The sequence below is a fragment of the Deltaproteobacteria bacterium genome, assembly GCA_009692615.1.
Lineage (GTDB): Bacteria > Desulfobacterota > Binatia > UBA9968 > UBA9968 > DP-20.
Genome location: SHYW01000053.1, coordinates 14,112 through 32,822, shown reverse-complemented (window position 1 = coordinate 32,822; position 18,711 = coordinate 14,112). Strand labels below are relative to the sequence as shown.

Below are 18,711 nucleotides of genomic sequence, written 5' to 3'. Positions count from 1 at the left end.
CGGCCTCAACCACGGTGATCTCGCTGCGATATACTCGTTGAATTATGTCTAGTCGTTTCTCGTCTTTCATTGTCAGGGTTGTCATCCTTCCACCCTGACATAATTACGTTGCCGTTAACCCCTGACATAATCACTTTGCTACAACACGGTCAAAAAAAAAGGAGGCCATGCGGCCTCTCTTTTGATACTACTATTCGTCGCGAATCTTTAATTCGTCACCGCGCCCTTGGATGCCGACGACACCAGCTTGGCATACTTGGCCATGACGCCGCGTTTGTAGCGCGGCTCGGGCGCTTTCCATGTGCTCAAGCGCGATTTCAATTCTTGCTCGGATATCTCAACATCCAAGCGGCGCGCCTTGACGTCGAACAAAATCGAATCGCCGTCGCGCAGCGCGGCGATCGGACCGCCGTGGGCGGCTTCCGGTGCAACGTGACCCGCCATCAGACCATGGGTCGCGCCGGAGAAACGGCCGTCGGTCAAGAGCGCCACGCAATCGCCCAAACCGGCGCCGACTAACGCGGCGGTGACGCCGAGCATTTCGCGCATGCCCGGTCCGCCCATGGGCCCTTCGTAGCGAATCACGACGACATCGTTGTCTTTGATTTTTCCCGCTTGCACGGCGGCGAAAGCATCTTCCTCGCGATCGAACACCCGCGCCGGGCCGCGATGAATCATGCGCTCATGGCCGGCGACTTTGACCACACAGCCTTCGGGTGCGAGATTGCCCTTGAGAATCACCAAGCCGCCGGTGGCTTTGAGCGGATTATTCATGGCGCGAACAACTTCTTGTCCCGCCGTCTCTTTGGTCATCTGCGCGGCCTCGGCGAGGGTCTGGCCGGTCACCGTGATCGTGTCGCCGTGAATCAAGCCCGCCTCGATCAACCGTTTGGCGACCAATTGAATGCCGCCGGCGTGATAAAGATCGCTGGCGACGAAGCGTCCGCCCGGTTTCAAGTCGGCGATCAACGGTGTGCGCTCGCTGATCGTATCGAAATCGTCGATGTTGAGCTCGAGGCCCGCCTCGCTGGCGATGGCGAGCAAATGCAGCACCGCGTTGGTCGAGCCGCCGGTGGCGGCGACGGACGCAATCGCGTTTTCGATCGATTTGCGGGTGAGAATTTTCGACGGCCGCAGATCGCGCTTGAGCAAATCCATCACCAGCTTGCCGGCGTTGAACGCCGCTTCATCTTTCGCGGCGACGGTGGCGGGAATGCCGTTGCTGCCCATGGGCGAGATGCCGAGAAATTCCATCACCGTCGACATGGTGTTGGCAGTGAACTGACCGCCGCAGGCGCCGGCGCCGGGGCATGCGGCATTTTCCACGGCGAGAAATTGCTTTTCATCGATGCGCTTGCTGGCATAGGCGCCGACCGCTTCGAAGACATCTTGGATGGTCAAATCTTTGTCGTCCAAATGGCCCGGCGCGATGGAGCCGCCGTAAAGCGCGAGACCAGGAATATCGAGACGCGCCAGCGCCATAACCACGCCGGGGTTAGTCTTGTCGCAACCGGAGAGACAAACCAAGCCGTCGAAATGGTTGCCGCGGGCGACTAACTCAATCGAATCGGCGATCACCTCGCGGCTGATCAACGAGCACTTCATGCCTTCGACGCCCATGCTGATGCCGTCGGAGATCGACACCGTGTTGAACTCCATCGGCGTGCCACCGGCGGCGCGAACGCCTTCTTTGACCTTGGCGGCTAATCTGCGCAAATGAAAATTGCACGGACCGATTTCGATCCAGGTGTTCGCCACGCCGATGATCGGCTTGCGCAAATCTTCGTCGGAAAAGCCCGCCGCCTTGAGCATCGCCCGGGTCGGCGCCCGGTCCGGCCCGTCGGTAATGACGCCGCTTCGAGGTTTCAAATTATCAGCCATACATCGCTCCTAGAATAATGAAATTGTCAGAGGTTCAATTAACTATGGCACCCGAGCATTTGCAAGCATGGCGCATCCCGAGCTAATTTCGCGGTGAATATCATGAGAGGTATCGGCAAATGGATGAGACAACCTATCGCTACGGCAACGATCTCGATCTCGATCAAGTCATCGAGCTTTACCAGGCTTCAACGTTGGGTGAACGGCGCCCGGTGGATGATCGAAAAATCATGGCTGACATGATTCGTCGCGCCAATCTGGTCGTCACGGCGTGGGTCGGCGAGCAACTCGTCGGCATCGCGCGAACCCTGACCGATTTCAGCTACGTTGGTTATCTCGCCGACTTGGCAGTGCGCGCAGAGTATCAAAGGCAAGGCATCGGCATTGAGTTAATTCGCAAGACCCGCGGAAAGCTCGGGCCGCGCTCCATGTTGGTTCTGCTCGCCGCGCCCAAGGCGGTGGAATATTACCCGAGAATCGGATTTGCCAAGCATGACAGCGCCTGGACGCTTGCGGCGGCGCAGCCATTTCCACTCGCTTCATGATCGCTTCGCCCTTCCATCGGATTTATTGTTGCTAAATCATAGGTTAAAATGGCGCCGACGGTTGGAACCCTGCGACCAATTCGTCAGTTAGTGTATCTAAGGTTCACGAGTGGCAACCTTTTTAGTGAGAATGGAGATCGTGTGAGAATCGTAAGGTCCGTTTATCGCAATATCATCGCTTCTTTCGCCCTCATGAGTCTGGTGCCAACTCCGGCCCAGGCGGAAAATCAAATCGACATCGGTGTCGCCGGCCCAGCGGTTAATTTGATCCATGCCTACATGGCCCAGGACGCCGGGTTGTGGAAAAAAAATGGTCTCGATACGCGCGTCATCACGTTTGAATCCGGCGCCACGTTAGCTCAAGTTGCCCGCACCGGTGAAATCAAATTTGCCATCAACTCCGGTCCTGCCACGGTCGCGTCGCGAAGCCAAGGAGCGGACACCGTGATCATCGCCGCGGCGGTCAACCGGCTGCCCTACAGCATGGTCACTACCAAAACAATTTCCAAATGGGCCGACCTTAAGGGCAAGAAGGTCGGCATCAGCCGCTTCGGCTCCGGCACCGACACGGCGATTCGGCTATTAGCGCGAAAGTTCGGTCTCGACGCGAGCAAAGATTTGATTCTGCTCCAAGGCGGCACGCAGCAGAGTCGGCTCCAGGGGTTATTGACCGGCGTCATCGACGCGACGTTGGTATCACCGCCGCTGGATTTCATGGCGAAAAAACAAGGCTTGAGGATATTGACCGACAGCACCGAGCTAACCAGCCCCTACCCTCAACTGGTTATCGAAACCACCGACCGCTTCAATCGCGAACAACCGCAATTGGTGAAAAGTTTGCTCAAGGGCTTCATCGAAGGGCTACGTTATTCCGCCAGCCACAAGGATGAAACCAAGAAAACCATCACCAAATATCTGAAGACCGCCGATCCGGAAATTCTCGAAGCGACCTATCGCAGTTTCATGCAGGTAACTGATTACAACGCCATGCCCAATCTCGATGGCATCCGCAACGCCATGGACGAAATCGCCCAGCGTGTCTCAGCCGTGCGCAGCCGCAGGCCGGAAGATTTCGTCGACCTGCGTTTACTGCGCGAGCTTGAGCAGGAAGGATTTTTCAAGCCGGGCAATTGACGGCTGGCAAATTTCCGCAATCCGCCAATTCGCCAAGCGCAGATCGCATACCGCCCCGCCGCGATCCATTGCAGAATTCATTATCGGCTGATAAAGCCGTGCAGTTGGATAAATTTCATGTTAAAGAAACTAGACTTGCCGTCGATCAGGACGGATATCTACGCTAATCTGGGGAAACGTGAACCAAGGAACTCTACATATAGTTCGACGGCTGCTTCCACTGTTAGTCTTTACTCTGGCCATGCCGCTCTCACTCCAGGCGATCGATCAGCCCATCGTCGGGATCGCCGGGCCGGCCATCAACATGATTTATTCATTTGTCGGTAGGGACGCCGGGATATTCCTTAAACATGGCATCGATCCTAAGTTGGTTGTATTCGATTCCGGCTCGGTGTTGGCCCAAGCCGCCATGGCCGGCGATGTGAAAATTTCCGTGACCTCCGGACCGGTGACCATCGCGACGCGCACCCAAGGCGGCGACGCCGTCTTGATCGCCAGTTTCGTCAACACGCCGCCCTATAGCATCGTGTCGGCGAAGAGTATCACTAAGTGGGAACAGCTGAAGGGCAAAAGAATCGCCATGAGCCGCTTCGGCTCGGGCACCGACACCTCGCTACGCCTGGTGCTGAAAAAATTCGGTCTCGACCCGGTCAAAGATGTGATGATTCTGCAAATGGGCACCCAGCCAAGCCGGTACCAAGCACTGCTCGCCGGTAATATCGACGCTACGATCATATCGCCGCCCCTCGATCTCACAGCCAAGAAGCAGGGACTCAACATTTTGCTCAACATCGCTGAAATGGGGATTCCCTATCCTCAGCAAGGGATCGAAACCACGGATCGGATCATCCGCGAGAATCCGCAGATGGTGAAGGCGTTTCTCAAAGGATACACCGAAGCCGTATTCCATGCCGCCAAGAACAAAGATCTGACGAAAAAACTGATTGTCAAATATTTAAAAACTACCGAACCCGATATTCTCGAGGCAACCGTACAAAGTTATATCCAGGTCACCGACTACACCGGTTATCCCAATCTCGAAGGCGTTCGCAATGCCATGGATGAAGTCGGCCTTAGGGTGCCAGGGGTCAAGAGTAAAAAACCGGAAGACTTCGTCAACACTCGTTTCTTAAAAGAACTCGAAAAAGAAGGCTTCTTTAAAACCCTCAGCAAATAACTCCTGAGACCGCGTGCATCCGTCCCGTCTGTTGAAGGCAATTAATCTTCGGATGAATGGCGTGAGCTATTCTCGTTTACCGGTTTGAGTTCAGAACGCATCAATGGCGATTCCGAGACCCGTCCCGGTTTTTCGACGAACATTCGTAGGCAGGTAACGACAAACGCGCTAGCGAGAACCGCGTAAGAAATCATATCTGAAGTCATCGCAAATCTCCTTGTAGCTCACTACTGTTGTGTCTTCCGACATCCGACAACGCAAAAGCCGCGCCATCCGGGCGCTTTCGACAATCCCTGGCACTATCAACCGTTTCAAAAAACCTCTTTACAATCCATCGCGGGTTTTCTGTGCAATTTTGCCGCGACTGTGCTTAAATTGGGAGCAGGGAGATTAGCCCATGGTCGATCCAGAAAATTCCCCCACCCTCAAAGCCGCGCTCATCGTCGGTTGCTGCCTGCTGCTCGGCCTCACCGCCGCTGGTTACTTTATTGGCCGGGGCACGGCACGCTTTAAGTCCGAGGTGCGCACCGTGACGGTAAAAGGCTTGGTCGAAAAAGAGGTCAAGGCCGACGAAGCGGTTTGGACGTTGAGTTTGAAACGGGCGAGCGACGATTTGCGCGATGTCCACGCGCGCATCGGCGCCGACCGCGACGCCGTCCTCGCTTTCTTAAAAAAGCATGGATTCGACGACGACGAGATCGTCCGCTAGCCGACCCGCACCGTCGACAAACTCGCCCGCGAATTTGGCCAAAGCCAAAACGCCGAGCGCTTTCGCTATCTGGTCAGCAGCGCCATCGTCGTGCGCACCGAGAATATCGAGTTGGTGCAAAAGTCCTTAGGCTCCACCGAAGAATTGTTGAAAGCCGGCGTCATCCTCGACGGCGAACGGGAAGGCAACGCGGCGAATCCGCGCTACGTGGTCGCGAAGTTCAACGAACTGCGCCCCAAGCTGCTCGCCGACGCGACAAAAAATGCCAGGACCATCGCCCAACAATTCGCCAACGACTCGGGCACGACAGTAGGTAAAATCCATTCGGCCAATCAGGGTTCGATCCAAATTTTCGGCAGCGACGGCAACGACGAATCCGGCCCCTATAGCCCGACCAGCACGCCGCTGAAAAAGATTCGCGTGGTCAGCACTTTTGAATTCGAATTGAGATGACGCAAACATTTCAAATGGCACGCCCCTATTCGCGCTGGCACGCGCGCGCGATAAATCTCGCCGGAATTTTGCTCGCCTTGGCAGTTTGTGGCTGTTCAACCATCGACAAGGACAAAGCCTCGAGAGAACTGCGCGATCAGGTGCAGGCAAAGATCGACGCAGTCCTCGCCAACGGCGCGCTATCGCGGGCAGCGAATCGAACCACGACATTTTCCGAGAACGAAGTGAACGCCGCGCTGGCCGCCAACTTGATCGAACAAATTCCCAAGGGAATCGCCGACGCCCAGGTGCGGCTGCTCGGCGACGCGCGCATCGCCCTGCGCGCGGTGGTCGATGTCGACGAGTTCAAACGCAAACGCAGCAAGCCAAGCGGGCCGCTGATGTTTTTTGGCAGCAAGATTCCCGTGCTCATCCGCGGTGAGCTTACCGCCAAAGACGGCCAAGGGACGTTCAAACTGCAATCCGCCAAAGCCAATGGCATCCCACTGCCGCGCGCCATGGTTCTCGACTTGCTCGCCAACCACACGCGCAGCCGCAACAATCCCGACGGCTTCAATTTGGAAAAGCCCTTCGAACTGCCGGCGAGCATCCGCGCCCTCGCGATAAACGCCGGTGAAGTCATCGTTGTGCAGTGACGGCGAAAGGATCGACATGCGCCGAAACATCGCCAGCTTAATTCTGATATTACTTTTTGCCGCGCCGGCACAGGCGCAACTTTTCGAATCCGACTCCAAGCGCTTTGGCGAAGGAAAGATGGACATCGTCGTCAAGGAAATCGACCGGCGACCGCGCTCGTCGGTGCTTCAGATCGACATCAAAGCGATCGGTTCTTCGGTGGGATCGTCATTCTTTCTACTTTGCAGTATCCGCCAGCTGGCGCGCTTGCGCGGTAATTTTCGCTACATCGTCAAGCTTGAAGAGCAACCGAAACCAGGACAAATGATCGTCGGCTTTCTTCGTGAAGCGAATGAAGACCCAACCGTCCTCGGCAGTGAATTCAAGGCGGTTGGCAAAACCGAATCCGCGCTCGATTTAGACCAATTCGCGCCGATATGCGATGGCATGAAGTAACCCAAGCCGCACGGCTGATTTACGACGCTTTGGCGGTTTCGCTCCCGGCCACCACTCTGCCGTTCGCACGCGCGAGCCACTCGACGCTGACAAGTAGAACCGCCAGGGCAAATCCGCCACCGTTGGACAGCCAGGTGAGCGTCGCGTAGGGACCGCTATGAATCACCGGTATCAAGAGTCCAACCGCCGAGATGCCGAACAGCAGCCGCTTCCAACCGCCGACCGGACGAAACAGATAACCGACGATAGCGACGCCCAACAAGATCGAGCCGACGATGGCCGTGATCACCGACAGCACGACTTCGTACCAATGGCCGATCAGCAGTAAGGACGGTGAAAACACAAACAAGAACGGCACCACGTAAGCGATACTGCACAGCTTCATCGCTTCCCAACCGGTCTGCACCGGATCGGTCTTACCGATGGAGGCGGCGGCGTAGCTCGCCATGCACACCGGCGGCGTCACCATGCTGAGCATGCCGAAATAAAAAATGAACAGATGCGCTGCGATGGGCACGATGCCGAGCTTGGCGAGACCCGGCGCCACTAACACGGCGAGTAAAACATAAACAGCCGTGGTCGGCATGCCCATGCCGAGAATGATGCTGACGATGGCGGTGAGAACCAGCAGCAGAAGCGCGTTGCTCTGGCCGATATTGAGCAGCGTCAGAGTCAGGGTGAAACCCAAACCGGTGAGTTGCAACACGCCGATGACCACGCCGGCGAGTCCGGTGATCGCGACGATCTCAAGCATGCCTCGGCCGGCGTTGGTAAGGATACGGATAAGCCCACTCCAACCGATTTTTACTCCCGGTGTGAGCAAGCCGACGATGAGCGCCGCCAAAGCCGCCAGCAAACCGGACTCTTCCGGCCGGCGATTGAGAATGAACATCCACAGGATCAAAACCGCCAGCGGCACGACGAAACTCGCCGAGCGCTTGAGCACGGGCAATAAGTGCGGCACTTCTTCGCGCGGCAGACCGTGGATGCCATTGCGCGCCGCCAACAGATCGACCTGGATGAACAACGCGACATAGTAGAGCAACGCGGGTACCGTGGCGGCGAGGGCAACTTGAGCATAGGGAATTTGCAAATATTCGGCGATCAAAAATGCCGCGGCGCCCATCACCGGCGGCATGATCTGACCGCCGGTGGAAGCGGTCGCTTCGATGGCCGCCGCCTGTGGCGCCGGATAACCCGCCTTCTTCATCATCGGGATGGTGAACGCGCCGTCGACCACGACATTGGCCACCGCACTGCCGCTGATGTTGCCGAACAAGCTAGACGACACGATGGCGATCTTCGCTTGACCGCCGCGATAGCGCCCCATCAAGCTCAGAGAAAAATCGCTCAGAAACTCGGCGCCGCCGACGACGTAAAGCACTTCGCCGAAGATGACGAAAACGATGACGATGCTGACGCCCACTTGCAGCGCCTGGCCGAAAATCCCGTTGGCGTCGAGATAAAGATAAGTCGCCAATCGATTGATCGACCAACCCTTGCCGTAGAAGTCGCCGGGAAAGATATAGGCGAAATAAGCGTAGAGCAGAAAGCAGCTGGCAATGATCACCAGCGGCCAGCCCACCAGGCGGCGCGATGCTTCGGCGAGCAAGAGGATCGTGACGCAACCAAGAATCACCCGCTCGGTAGCGATCTCGCCGAGGGAATTGACGATGGAGGGATAGAAAATAAATACGTAAAGACCGACAGCGAGACCGGCCAGCGAGGCGATGACATCGTACCAAGGAACATGATTGCGGCCGACGTTGGGCTTAACCGGAATCAATATGTAGGTCCCGGATAACCCGAGACCGAGAAACAACCCCATGTACTGCTCGTTGAAAACCAACCAGCCGATCATTTGCGGAATGTTGAGCAAAAAAAATATCCCGGCCAGTGGGATGGCGATGAGAAAAAGCTTTCCTAGCGCGCCGACAAAGCCGCTCAACTCACGTCCGCGTACGCTTTCTTCGATTTCCACGAGATTCTCCTCGTCGAGGTTAGGCGACGAATCCAGAGGGTCCGTTAGCTACAGATCTCTTTAGTACGCGCGTCATGCTTGGCGCCCCATACGCCCACTTCTTTGTAAAATTTCACCGCGCCGTTGTGATAGGGCACGGTGAAATTGGTAATCGCCTGGACGTCCTTGGTCCATTTTTTAAATTGCGGGTGGATCGTCTGCAGTTCGCCTAAGTTATCCCACCACGCCTTGAGCAACGTCGCCACGGTCTTGTCACTCACTTTGGTCGAGCTCGCCAAATGCAGCGGATAGCCGATCACCCGGGTGTCGCTGCGAATGCCGGCGGTGGGGTCCTGCTTGACGATGGACGCGCCATACTTGGCGAGAATTTTGCTGGACGCCGCATTGTCGGGCAAATTGAGAAAGCGGATTGGCTCCATGGCATTGGCCTCTTCGTTGATGCCGATGCCGATGGCAGCGAAGGTCGCATCGATTTTCCCCTCCGGCACGCCGCGGATCGCGTCGTTCAAGTTGGAGAATCGCACTTGTGTGACATCGCTTGCTTTGATCCCCAGGACTTCCATCGCCGCGTTCTGCCAGGTCTGGGTGATCGCGTGGCCGCCAAAATCCCAGGCCATGCGCTTGCCCTTCAAGTCGGCGCCCGTCTTAATCTCCGACTTATCGCGCACCATGATACTGCCGGTAAAGGGAAACACGCCGCCGGCGACGATGCGAATAGTTGGATAGGCTTTTTTGTAATTGCCCGTGCCGGTGGCCGCCATGTTGGAGTCGAGAATATTGATGATGCCGAACTCGACCTCGCCCTCCTCCAACAACGGCATCCAGGCATTTGGCCCATTATACGGCTGCACCTTGGCCGACATCGTCGTGACTTTGCTCGCCACCGCTGACAATCCTGACGCCAGCGCATGGGCGCCGGTGCCGGCGAGGTTGGACGCGATCGCCACCGTGCGCGGCAGCGCGATGCTGGTGTTGCTGGTCGGACTGCAATCGAGTTTCGCAGCGGCAATACCATGGAGACCGCCAACGGGCGCAAGCAAAAACGCCAGCGCCATCGATACACTAGTCAGTCGAAAGTATTTTTCTCTTGCCATAGCTCCAACACTCCTGGTTACTCCATCATGCCGATATTCTCATCCACAAATCTCTTTTGTTCGTGCGTCATGCTTGGCGGTCCACACCCCAGCGTCCTTGTAGAACTTCACCGAACCAGGGTGGTACGGGATGGTGAAATTGCTAATCGCCTGAACATCCTTGGTGAACTGCTTGAACAGCGGATGGATCGTCTGTAGCTCAGCGTAGTTGTCCCACCAGGCTTTGAGCACCGCCTGTACCGTGCGTTCATTGACCTTGGTCGAAGTCAGCAGATGGAGCGGATAGCCGACGATATAAGTCTCGCCGCGAATGCCGGTGGCCGGATCGGCTTTAACCACCGAGCTGCCGAGTTTGCTAAGAATCTTGTTGTTCGCCTCGGTATTGGGAATGTTGAGAAAGCGCACCGGCTCCATGGCATTGGCCTCTTCGTTGGTGCCGGTGCCGAGGGAAGCGTAAGTGGCATCGACTTTGCCCTCGGCGACGCCGCGGATGCCGTCGTTGGATGTGGACATCCGCACCTGGGTGATGTCGGACGGTTTCACGCCGCCGGTTTCCAGGGCCGCGTTAAACAACGCCTGGATCACCGCGTGGCCGCCAAAGTCCCAGGCCAGCTTTTTACCCTTGAGATCGCTGACCTGCTTGATATCGGACTTATCGCGCACCATGATGCCGCCGGTAAACGGAAACACGCCGCCGGTGAGCACGCGCAGACTGGGATAAGCTTTCTTATAAGTGCCCGTGCCGGTCATGGCCATGTGAGCGTCGAGAATATTGATGATACCAAACTCCAGCTCGCCGCTTTCGAGCAGCGGGACAAAGGTGTTGGGGCCGGCGTAGGGCTGAACCTTGGCGATGATCGGCGTTGCCTTGCTCGCCACCGCGGCCAATCCAGAGCCTAAGGAAAATGCCCCAGTACCGGCCGGACTGGTACCGATCGCGACGCTGCGGGCGAGATCGTTGCCCTTGTTCACCACCGGCCCGCAGTCGATCTTGGCGTTAGCCGAAGCGATCGACAAAGCCAGAGGCAGCACCAACAAATCAATAATGTATAGGGCAACGAAACCCGCCCAACGTTTATTGACACTCATTAATCCATCGCTCCATTCTTCCTAGCCGCAGATCTCTTTAGTCCGTGCATCGTGCTTCGCCGTCCACACCCCGACGTCTTTATAGAATTTTACCGCGCCGGAGTGATAGGGAATCGTGAAATTGGTGATCGCCTGGTTGTCCTTGGTCCATTGTTTGAACAACGGATGGATGGTTTGCAGCTCGGCCAAATTGTCCCACCAAGCCTTGGTCAGCGCGGTAACGGCGCGATCGCTCATCTTGCTCGAACCGACGATGTGCAGCGCATAGCCCAGCACATAAGTCTCGCCGCGCACACCGGCCGACGGAGTCGCCTTGACCACCGATCCGCCGTAGCGGCCGAGAATCTTGTTCGCCGCATCGGTATTGGGCACCGGCAAAAAGCGCACCGGCTCCATGGCATTGGCTTCCTCATTGGTTCCCGTACCCAGCGACGCCCAGGTAGCATCAACTTTTCCTTCGGGAACGGCGCGAATGCCGTCATTAACGTTGGATACTCGCACCTGTTGCACATCGCTCGGCTTTACACCTCCCGTCTCTAAGACCGCGTTCAAGTAGGTCTGAGAGATCGCGTGACCGCCAAAATCCCAGGCCATCCGCTTTCCTTTCAAATCGCTCAATTGCTTGATGTCCGATTTGTCGCGCACCATCACCCCTCCGGTGAACGGAAAAACCCCGCCAGCGATGACCCGCAACATCGGGTAGGCCTTTTTGTAATTGCCAGTGCCAGTGGCGGCCATTTGCGAATCGAGAATATTGAGCACACCCATTTCCAACTCGTCGCTTTCCATCAGCGGCATCCAAGCGTTAGGCCCGTTGTAGGGTTGAACTTTCAGCGAAATGGCGGTGACTTTGCCCGCCACCGCGGCAAGGCCAGCGCCTAATGCATGCGCCCCAGTCCCCGCAGGATTGGTCGCAATCGCCGCCGTCCGCGGCAGATCGTTGCCCGCGCTGCCCGCGCTACAGTCCATTTTGGCTAACGCAGATCGCAACGGAATCCCAGGCATGAATAAGAAACTCACGACTAAAAACATCCGCAAGCCGATTATCAAAATCGTCTTCATCGTCACTCCTCCGCTATTAAGATATTCTAATCCGCCAGCCGATAGAACGTCCTTGCGTTGTCGGCGAGAATTTTTCGTTTCGCCGTATCGGAAATATCCGCGCGCGCTTCGATTCCCGGGATATCCTCCAAGTATTGCGCCCGTTGCCGCTCATGGGGATAGTCGGAAGCGAAAAAGATATGGTCCTCGCCGAACAGCTTTAATACATAGGGCAGCGTGCGCTCCTCGGACTCCAGCGACACATAGACCTGTCCGCCGGTGATGTAGTCGCTCGGCAATTTTTTTAAGCGCGGCGCCCACTTCTTGCCGCGCCGCTCGAAGTCCTCATCGAGCCGGTCCATCATGAACGGCACCCAGCCGGCGCCGGCTTCGAGATAAGCCACGCGCAGCTGCGGGAAGAGTTCGAAGACGCCCTGAAAAATCATGTTGGTCATCTGAATCATCAGCGGCAGCGGATGTTCCAGCGCGTGCACTTCGACGAAGCTGTCGAAGAAATCGAAACCGAGACCGCGGCTCGGCGCGCCATGGATCGCCAGCGGCCAATCAAGCTTGCAGGCCTCTTCGTAGAGCGGAAAGAAACTCTCGTGGCCGTAGCCCTTACGCAACCGCGTCACCGAAGGCAGCATGCCGCCGGGCATGCCGAGATCGTTCTTTACCCGGCGCATCTCTTGGATCGCCGCCGCCACGTCGTGCACGGGAATAATCGCCGCGCCGAGAATGCGCGAGTTTTTTTTCGTGTAGCTGGCGTAGAGCCAGGAATTGTAGGCGCGGGCGATATCGACGGCCCAAGCCGGATCTTGAATCAGGCCAAAGGCCAGCGCCGCGGTGGGATAAACGACGGTGGTTTCGATGCCGCACTCGTCGAGAAAGGTTGTCCAGGTGTCGCAGTCGGGATAATCGCGCAACCCCGGCGAGCTCATGCCGGAAAGCCGCGCCCAACCGTCGAGGGAAGGAAAAGGCGCGAAAGTATCGGCCCAACTTTCATCCTTGCTGGTGCCGCGATAATTGCCGCCGAGATATTCCAGTATCTCTTTGTTGCGCTCGGTTACATGACCGTCGCCATCGATCACCGCAAAACGATTCTTGCGCATCGGCAGATCCCTCCGACAGGACTTCGTGGCCGCTATCTATCCCTCGTCCGCGCGCCTATTGTCAAGCAGTTTCGCACCGCGCCTGGAGCCTAGCGCCGGCGAAGCATTACCAAACAAGCAAGAAAATTTTCACCACGAAGGTCACGAAGGACACGAAGGTCTCGGATGATAAGTGCTCCGAACTTCGTGCTCTTCGTGTCCTTCGTGGTGAGACCGGATTTTCTCATCGAGCGCGACAACTTCGCAATCAAATTGCCACCGCCAGCGCCGCGAGCAGCGGCGCCACCGACTCGCTGGTAGCTAAAGAGTGAACGACGGTAATCGCCGCGCGCGCCCGTGCCTCGCCTAAGACCGGCTCTGCTAGGCCGAAAAACTTTTCTTCGACATCGGCATCGCTCAGCGGATTTTCGCTCTCGCCCTTGGGCGCGATAATTTCTTCCGAATGGCTCTGGCCGTCGGACAATTTGATCGTCACTCGCCCGGACCAGTACTTGGGGAAATGACGATCCAGCTCGGCGCTGGCGCTCACTTTGACCTTGGCCATCAATCGGCTCACTTCTTCACTGCGGAGAAATTCTTCTTCGAAGGAAGCTAAATCGATCTTGCCGCGAAACGCCGTCACCGCCATCACATACTGGCCGCTGCCCAGCGTCGCTGCGCGCAACATGGAAATCGCCGGGCGATTGACCATGGCGGCGTTTTGCGTCGGCACAAATAGTTCGAGTTCCTGAATTGACGTTGTCACGATTGAATGGCGCTGAATCAGCTTCAACAGCGCTTCGACGCCAGCGTGAAGTTGGCGCGCGCAGGGATAGGGCTTGAAGGCGACTTCAGGAAGAAAGAACTTGTCGAAGTTTTGCAAATACTCCCAACGCGGTTCAGCGCACAACGTCAAACAGAAACCGCGCGGATCTTCGAAGCCGCGCAGGGGGCCGGTCAATCCCTGCTCGCTCGCGAGCAACGCGAGAATGCCGTTTCGCGCCGCCGTGCCAAACGCGACATGGCGCGCGCTCGCGCCTTCTTGACCGCCGGTGAGCATGCCGCCGGCGTGCAGCGAGGAGATGCCGATAGCGTTGGCCGTCTTATCCGCGGGCCAATCGAGAAATTTTCCGCCCGCCGCCGCCACACCGAAGGCGCCGCAGATCGTGCTCGGCCACCAGCCGCGGGCGAAAAGTTTTGGCGCGTCGATGCTTAGTCCCACTCGCGCGATGGTTTCGTAGCCGACGATCGCCGCTTCGAGAAATCTCGCGCCGCTGCCGCCATACTTTTCCGCCATCGCCAGCAGAGCCGGAACGATCATCGCACCGATGCAAGTCGCCGCTCCGCCGTGAATGTCATCGAGCTCGCCGCAATGCGCCGCGGCCGCCATCGCTGGCACCGCGTCGAGCAAGGACACGCGCGAGGTCGTACCGAAGAGCGTTGCGTTGTGATTAGCAGAAGTGCCACTGGTGGCTACCGCAAGGTTATAAGCGAGTCTTCCCGGCTCTAAGCGCGAGCCCGCGAGCAAGCAACCGAGAGAATCGAGAATGTGGAGCTTGGCTGCGTCAATGACGTCAACGGGAATCTGTTCGAATCGCAGCGCCGCAAGATAAGCCGCGAGTTGTTCACTGCGAGATTCGTCAGCCATTGTCAGCCATCACGATGTGAATTTTCCGATCTTAACTTCCTCTCCCTCTGGGAGAGGATTGAGGTGAGGGCTCTTGTAGGGGCGACCGGCGGTCGCCCTGCCCTCACCCGAACCCTCTCCCAGAGGGAGAGGGTAAATGCAAAGATACGAGGACCTTTAGCTCGCTCAGCTCCCGACCTCGATCACCAACTGTCCGAACTCATTCACCACCATCTTGTCGCCGGGATAAAGCAGAATCGTCGCGCCCAACTCTTCGATCACCGCCGGTCCGGCCAATTGATCGCCGGCTTTGAAGCCGCTGCGCAAATAGATCGGGCAATCCACCGGCAGGCTTTCGAAAATCACCGGGCGCCGGCCCCGTTCGCCGCGATCCTCTGCGCGCGACGTTGTTACCAACGGCAACTTGTTGTCGAACTTGCCTAATGCCGAAAGTCGAAGATTTACCATCATCACCGGCTCCTTGGGCGCCGAGTGACCGTAGTGTTCTTGATGCAATTGATCGAAGCGCCCACGGATCGCGCTGAAATCGGCGACGCCGCGCAGATCTTCGGTGACCGGCACCGGCAGCGTATATTCTTGGCCGCGGTAACGCATGTCCAAGAAGCGGCGTAAAACAATTTGTTCCGCTTTGCTGCCTTCTTCGGTCAACGTATCGGTGGCCGACTTTTCCAACACGGCGAACGCATCGGCGATCTGCGCTCCCGTGGTCTCGGCCAACTCGCGCACGAAGGTTTGCACGTAGTCATGTTTCAAATCGGCCATCAACATGCCGAGCGCGGAGAAGTGTGCGGGCATGGGCGGAATGATAACCCGCGGCACGGACAGCTCGCGGGCGATCGCCATGGCGTGGAGCGCGCCGCCGCCGCCGCTCGGCACCAACACGCAGTCGCGCGGATCGTAGCCCTTCTCGACCGAAACGGCGCGCACCGACAACGACATGTTGAAGTTGGCGATGGTGAGGATCCCCAGCGCCGCCTCTTCTAATGACAAGCCAAGCGGTTTACCGATTTTTTCCATGATCGCCGCCGCCGCTTGGTCGCGCTGCAAGCGAATGCCGCTGCCGAGAAAATAATCGCCGTCGATGCGGCCGGCGATCAGATTGGCGTCGGTGACCGTCGGCTCGGCGCCGCCTTTGCCGTAGCACGCGGGCCCTGGCGCCGCGCCGGCGCTCTGCGGCCCGACTTTCAAACCGCCAGCGGCATCGAGCCAAGCGATGCTGCCGCCGCCGTTGCCGACTTCCACGATATCGACCACCGGCAGCATCATCGGATGGCCGGTGACGTAACCGCCGACATAGTAACTGCTGGTCACTTCGGGATGAAAATCCTTGATCAAGCTCGACTTCGCCGTGGTGCCGCCCATGTCGAAGGAAATAATATGGCGACAGCCCAGCGACTCGCCGAGATGCGCCGCCGCGATGACGCCCGCCACCGGTCCCGACTCCATCATCGTCACCGGCATTTTTTTCGCCGTCTCCGCCGACATCACGCCGCCGTTGGATTGCATGACACGAAACGTCCCGCGAAAGCCGGCGGCGCCGAGCATTTTTTCCAGCGAGACTAAGTAGCGGCTGACCAGCGGGCCGACGTAGGAATTCAATACCGTCGTCGACGTGCGTTCGTACTCGCGGAACTCGCGGAGAATCTCGTGCGACAGCGATACATAGGCTTCGGAAAACTGCTGGCGCAACAGTTCACCCAAACGTTTTTCATGGGCCGCGTTGGCGTAACCATGGAGCAAGCAGACTGCAACGCTTTCCACTCCGGCCTGCTTGAGCGCGCCGATGGTTGCCGCCGCCGACTGTTCATCGAGGGGCGTGAGGATTTCGCCGGTGGCGTAAAGCCGCTCGTCGACTTCCAAACGCAAATCGCGCGGCACCAGCGGCACCGGCCGCTTGAAAAATAAATTGTAGCCCTCCGGCCGATTACCGCGGCCGATTTCGTAAACGTCGCGAAAGCCTTTGGTGGTGATCAATCCCGTGCGCGCGCCCTTGCGTTCGAGCACGGCGTTGATCGTCACCGTCGAGCCATGCACGAAGAAACTCGCGCCGGCGACGTCGACATTGGCGCCTTTCAAACAATCGCCGATGCCGCGCGCCAAATCGTCCGGCGTCGTCAGCGACTTGCTGCGAGAAACTTGCCCGTCGTCGTCAACCGCGACTAAATCAGTAAACGTTCCACCGATATCAACTGCAATTCTCATGGAGCCTTTCGATTTCGTCTAAGTAAATTACCAACACACACCAATTGCTGCTCGCTTCCGAACTTCTTACTTCCTTCCCCTCGACGGGGAAGGACTGAGGAAGGGGTGCCCAATAATCTCATGGCGTGCGCAGCACCCCTATCCTAACCTTCCCCCGTCGAGGGGGAAGGAATCGAAGAAAAGACTCGCCCGTCAGATTGAAATTTAACTTCCCACCAGCGACTTCGCCCCGCCCGCCGTCACCTGAAAACTATCGCCGTAAAGAACAATCTGCCCTTCGCTTTCAATCGCCACGCGCAGCGCCAGCGTCATGTTTTCATCGAGCGTCGTTGCACCCACCGACAACGCGCCGACTTGCTGGGCGTCGTCTTCGCTCAAGAACGGCGCTTCCCACTGATTAAGGCCGATGCCGTTGGCGAGACCGTAGACCGACGCCGCGGCGTAGAACTCGCCTAGCTCACGGCGCGCGATGTCGTCGATATCCGCGGTGGCGCGCTTCGGCTTCAATTGCTTCGCCATCGCCGCGACGATTTCCTGAGCGCGCGTGTAAGTGCTGCGAAGTTTGTCATCGGCGGACAAAAAATAAGTCCGCCCCGCTTCGGCCCAATAGCGCTCATGCTGCACGGCGAGATAAACCGCCCAGTGCGAACCGATGCTCGCCGCTTGCTTGAAGCTCGGCGGATTCAAACGCTGCGCGCCGGCGAGAATGCGAATGTCTTCGGCGCCTTTGTCGCGCGCCAAGCGGTCGATGTCGGCGACGATCTCATATTCTTTTCGTCCAGGCTTGATGAATTGACTAGCGCCGTCGCAAACTTCTTTAAGTAATCGACCGGCCTGCGCCATCGCCGCGATCTCGCGCGTGCCTTTGTGCAAGCGGATCGGTTGCAACAATGAAGGCATATTTCCCCAGGCCGCTTCGGGCAGCGCGTATTTCATATCTTCGAGCTGCGGCAGCGGAAAGCCCTGGCCGGAGTCGACCAAGCCGAGCCGCGCTTTTTCCAACCCCTTCTCTTTTATCAGCTTGGCGCCGTCGGCGCCGACCAGGTTCGACGCACGCACGTCTTCGACCCAAGTGAGCGTCTTGGCGAACGGCACATCGCGGCTGCCGATGTTGATGAGCAAGGAAATCGCGCCGTCCCGCGGCACCACCGCGATACCGCCGCGCACCTTGGGAAAGTAATTGGTCAGATAACAGAGATCGCCAAAAGAGTAATTGTCGCCGTAAATCACCAGCGCGTCCAAATTCAGCAGCGCCATATCTTGGCGCAGCCGATCGAGCCGCGCCTGGAACTCCGCCTGCGGCACCAGCTCAGGATCCCAAGTAGAACAGCCTCTTTTTAATACTGAGTGTCGTCCGAATATCATCTTTGCCTCATCAATTACGAATCCTATTTACGACTTCAACGAATTTACCGCGCCAGTACGCCTGCGAAATAAATTCGAAATCCGAAGCACGAAAGAAGCCCCGCGGACCGAAACAAACGCGGCCAAAATAATCCAAACTACGGAAAATCCAAAACGAGGAATCCGAATCAGAGTTGTTTGGAACATTTAGTTTTTTGGTCATTTGAATTTGTTTCGGTCCGCGGGGCCGC

At 57.5% G+C, this 18,711-nt stretch carries 16 protein-coding genes; 7 read left to right on the top strand and 9 right to left on the bottom strand.

Annotated features, from left to right (window positions below; all coding sequences use genetic code 11):
• Positions 1–207 precede the first annotated feature (207 nt).
• The gene (gene ilvD, locus EXR70_14060) at positions 208–1,881 is read right to left on the bottom strand and encodes a dihydroxy-acid dehydratase (protein ID MSP39608.1); all 1,674 of its coding nucleotides are present in this window, start codon (positions 1,879–1,881) and stop codon (positions 208–210) included.
• 119 nt (positions 1,882–2,000) lie between these two features.
• Between ilvD and EXR70_14055 the strand changes: the two genes are divergently transcribed.
• The 7 genes from EXR70_14055 to EXR70_14025 all read left to right on the top strand — a co-directional run bounded on the left by EXR70_14055 (position 2,001) and on the right by EXR70_14025 (position 6,970).
• Complete coding sequence (locus tag EXR70_14055) at positions 2,001–2,426, top strand: GNAT family N-acetyltransferase (protein MSP39607.1); 426 nt, start codon at positions 2,001–2,003, stop codon at positions 2,424–2,426.
• Positions 2,427–2,474: 48 nt separating this feature from the next.
• Positions 2,475–3,560 (top strand): ABC transporter substrate-binding protein, encoded by a 1,086-nt coding sequence (locus tag EXR70_14050; GenBank protein MSP39606.1) that lies wholly within the window; start codon positions 2,475–2,477, stop codon positions 3,558–3,560.
• Positions 3,561–3,801: 241 nt separating this feature from the next.
• Positions 3,802–4,737 (top strand): ABC transporter substrate-binding protein, encoded by a 936-nt coding sequence (locus EXR70_14045; GenBank protein ID MSP39605.1) that lies wholly within the window; start codon positions 3,802–3,804, stop codon positions 4,735–4,737.
• Positions 4,738–5,134: 397 nt separating this feature from the next.
• Positions 5,135–5,446, top strand: coding sequence for a DUF541 domain-containing protein (locus tag EXR70_14040; protein MSP39604.1), 312 nt, complete (start codon positions 5,135–5,137; stop codon positions 5,444–5,446).
• 69 nt (positions 5,447–5,515) lie between these two features.
• Positions 5,516–5,899, top strand: a complete 384-nt coding sequence (locus EXR70_14035) for a DUF541 domain-containing protein (GenBank protein MSP39603.1) — start codon at positions 5,516–5,518, stop codon at positions 5,897–5,899.
• Complete coding sequence (locus EXR70_14030) at positions 5,896–6,534, top strand: hypothetical protein (GenBank protein ID MSP39602.1); 639 nt, start codon at positions 5,896–5,898, stop codon at positions 6,532–6,534. The genes EXR70_14035 and EXR70_14030 overlap by 4 nt, the downstream gene beginning before the upstream one ends.
• Positions 6,535–6,550: 16 nt before the next feature.
• Entirely contained in the window at positions 6,551–6,970 is a 420-nt protein-coding gene (locus EXR70_14025; protein MSP39601.1) for a hypothetical protein, read from the top strand.
• A 19-nt stretch (positions 6,971–6,989) separates the two neighbouring features.
• Here the strand turns inward: EXR70_14025 and EXR70_14020 are convergent, their stop codons facing one another.
• The 8 genes from EXR70_14020 to EXR70_13985 all read right to left on the bottom strand — a co-directional run bounded on the left by EXR70_14020 (position 6,990) and on the right by EXR70_13985 (position 18,481).
• Positions 6,990–8,951: a TRAP transporter fused permease subunit gene (locus tag EXR70_14020; protein ID MSP39600.1), complete on the bottom strand. Its 1,962-nt coding sequence runs from the start codon at positions 8,949–8,951 to the stop codon at positions 6,990–6,992.
• A 44-nt stretch (positions 8,952–8,995) separates the two neighbouring features.
• Entirely contained in the window at positions 8,996–10,045 is a 1,050-nt protein-coding gene (locus tag EXR70_14015) for a TAXI family TRAP transporter solute-binding subunit (GenBank protein ID MSP39599.1), read from the bottom strand.
• Positions 10,046–10,084: 39 nt separating this feature from the next.
• Positions 10,085–11,134: a TAXI family TRAP transporter solute-binding subunit gene (locus EXR70_14010; GenBank protein ID MSP39598.1), complete on the bottom strand. Its 1,050-nt coding sequence runs from the start codon at positions 11,132–11,134 to the stop codon at positions 10,085–10,087.
• Between the two features lie 21 nt (positions 11,135–11,155).
• Entirely contained in the window at positions 11,156–12,196 is a 1,041-nt protein-coding gene (locus EXR70_14005) for a TAXI family TRAP transporter solute-binding subunit (protein MSP39597.1), read from the bottom strand.
• Between the two features lie 26 nt (positions 12,197–12,222).
• On the bottom strand, positions 12,223–13,287 hold the full coding sequence (locus EXR70_14000) for an amidohydrolase (protein MSP39596.1): 1,065 nt from the start codon (positions 13,285–13,287) through the stop codon (positions 12,223–12,225).
• Between the two features lie 247 nt (positions 13,288–13,534).
• Positions 13,535–14,914 (bottom strand): MmgE/PrpD family protein, encoded by a 1,380-nt coding sequence (locus EXR70_13995; protein ID MSP39595.1) that lies wholly within the window; start codon positions 14,912–14,914, stop codon positions 13,535–13,537.
• 165 nt (positions 14,915–15,079) lie between these two features.
• Positions 15,080–17,116 carry a hydantoinase/oxoprolinase family protein gene (locus EXR70_13990; protein MSP39594.1) on the bottom strand — a complete coding sequence of 679 codons (2,037 nt, stop codon included), beginning with the start codon at positions 17,114–17,116 and terminating at the stop codon, positions 15,080–15,082.
• A gap of 204 nt (positions 17,117–17,320) precedes the next feature.
• The gene (locus EXR70_13985) at positions 17,321–18,481 is read right to left on the bottom strand and encodes an aminopeptidase P family protein (GenBank protein ID MSP39593.1); all 1,161 of its coding nucleotides are present in this window, start codon (positions 18,479–18,481) and stop codon (positions 17,321–17,323) included.
• Positions 18,482–18,711: the final 230 nt, after the last annotated feature.

What these genes read in the sequence shown, in the direction of transcription:
- EXR70_14005 (MSP39597.1), bottom strand. Translation starts at nt 12,196, where the DNA reads ATGAAGACGATTTTGATAATCGGCTTGCGGATGTTTTTAGTCGTGAGT.
- EXR70_13985 (MSP39593.1), bottom strand. Translation starts at nt 18,481, where the DNA reads ATGATATTCGGACGACACTCAGTATTAAAAAGAGGCTGTTCTACTTGG.
- EXR70_14025 (MSP39601.1), top strand. Translation starts at nt 6,551, where the DNA reads ATGCGCCGAAACATCGCCAGCTTAATTCTGATATTACTTTTTGCCGCG.
- EXR70_14055 (MSP39607.1), top strand. Translation starts at nt 2,001, where the DNA reads ATGGATGAGACAACCTATCGCTACGGCAACGATCTCGATCTCGATCAA.
- EXR70_13990 (MSP39594.1), bottom strand. Translation starts at nt 17,116, where the DNA reads ATGAGAATTGCAGTTGATATCGGTGGAACGTTTACTGATTTAGTCGCG.
- EXR70_14040 (MSP39604.1), top strand. Translation starts at nt 5,135, where the DNA reads ATGGTCGATCCAGAAAATTCCCCCACCCTCAAAGCCGCGCTCATCGTC.
- EXR70_13995 (MSP39595.1), bottom strand. Translation starts at nt 14,914, where the DNA reads ATGGCTGACGAATCTCGCAGTGAACAACTCGCGGCTTATCTTGCGGCG.
- EXR70_14015 (MSP39599.1), bottom strand. Translation starts at nt 10,045, where the DNA reads ATGGCAAGAGAAAAATACTTTCGACTGACTAGTGTATCGATGGCGCTG.
- EXR70_14050 (MSP39606.1), top strand. Translation starts at nt 2,475, where the DNA reads ATGGCGCCGACGGTTGGAACCCTGCGACCAATTCGTCAGTTAGTGTAT.
- EXR70_14010 (MSP39598.1), bottom strand. Translation starts at nt 11,134, where the DNA reads ATGAGTGTCAATAAACGTTGGGCGGGTTTCGTTGCCCTATACATTATT.
- EXR70_14000 (MSP39596.1), bottom strand. Translation starts at nt 13,287, where the DNA reads ATGCGCAAGAATCGTTTTGCGGTGATCGATGGCGACGGTCATGTAACC.
- ilvD (MSP39608.1), bottom strand. Translation starts at nt 1,881, where the DNA reads ATGGCTGATAATTTGAAACCTCGAAGCGGCGTCATTACCGACGGGCCG.
- EXR70_14030 (MSP39602.1), top strand. Translation starts at nt 5,896, where the DNA reads ATGACGCAAACATTTCAAATGGCACGCCCCTATTCGCGCTGGCACGCG.
- EXR70_14045 (MSP39605.1), top strand. Translation starts at nt 3,802, where the DNA reads ATGCCGCTCTCACTCCAGGCGATCGATCAGCCCATCGTCGGGATCGCC.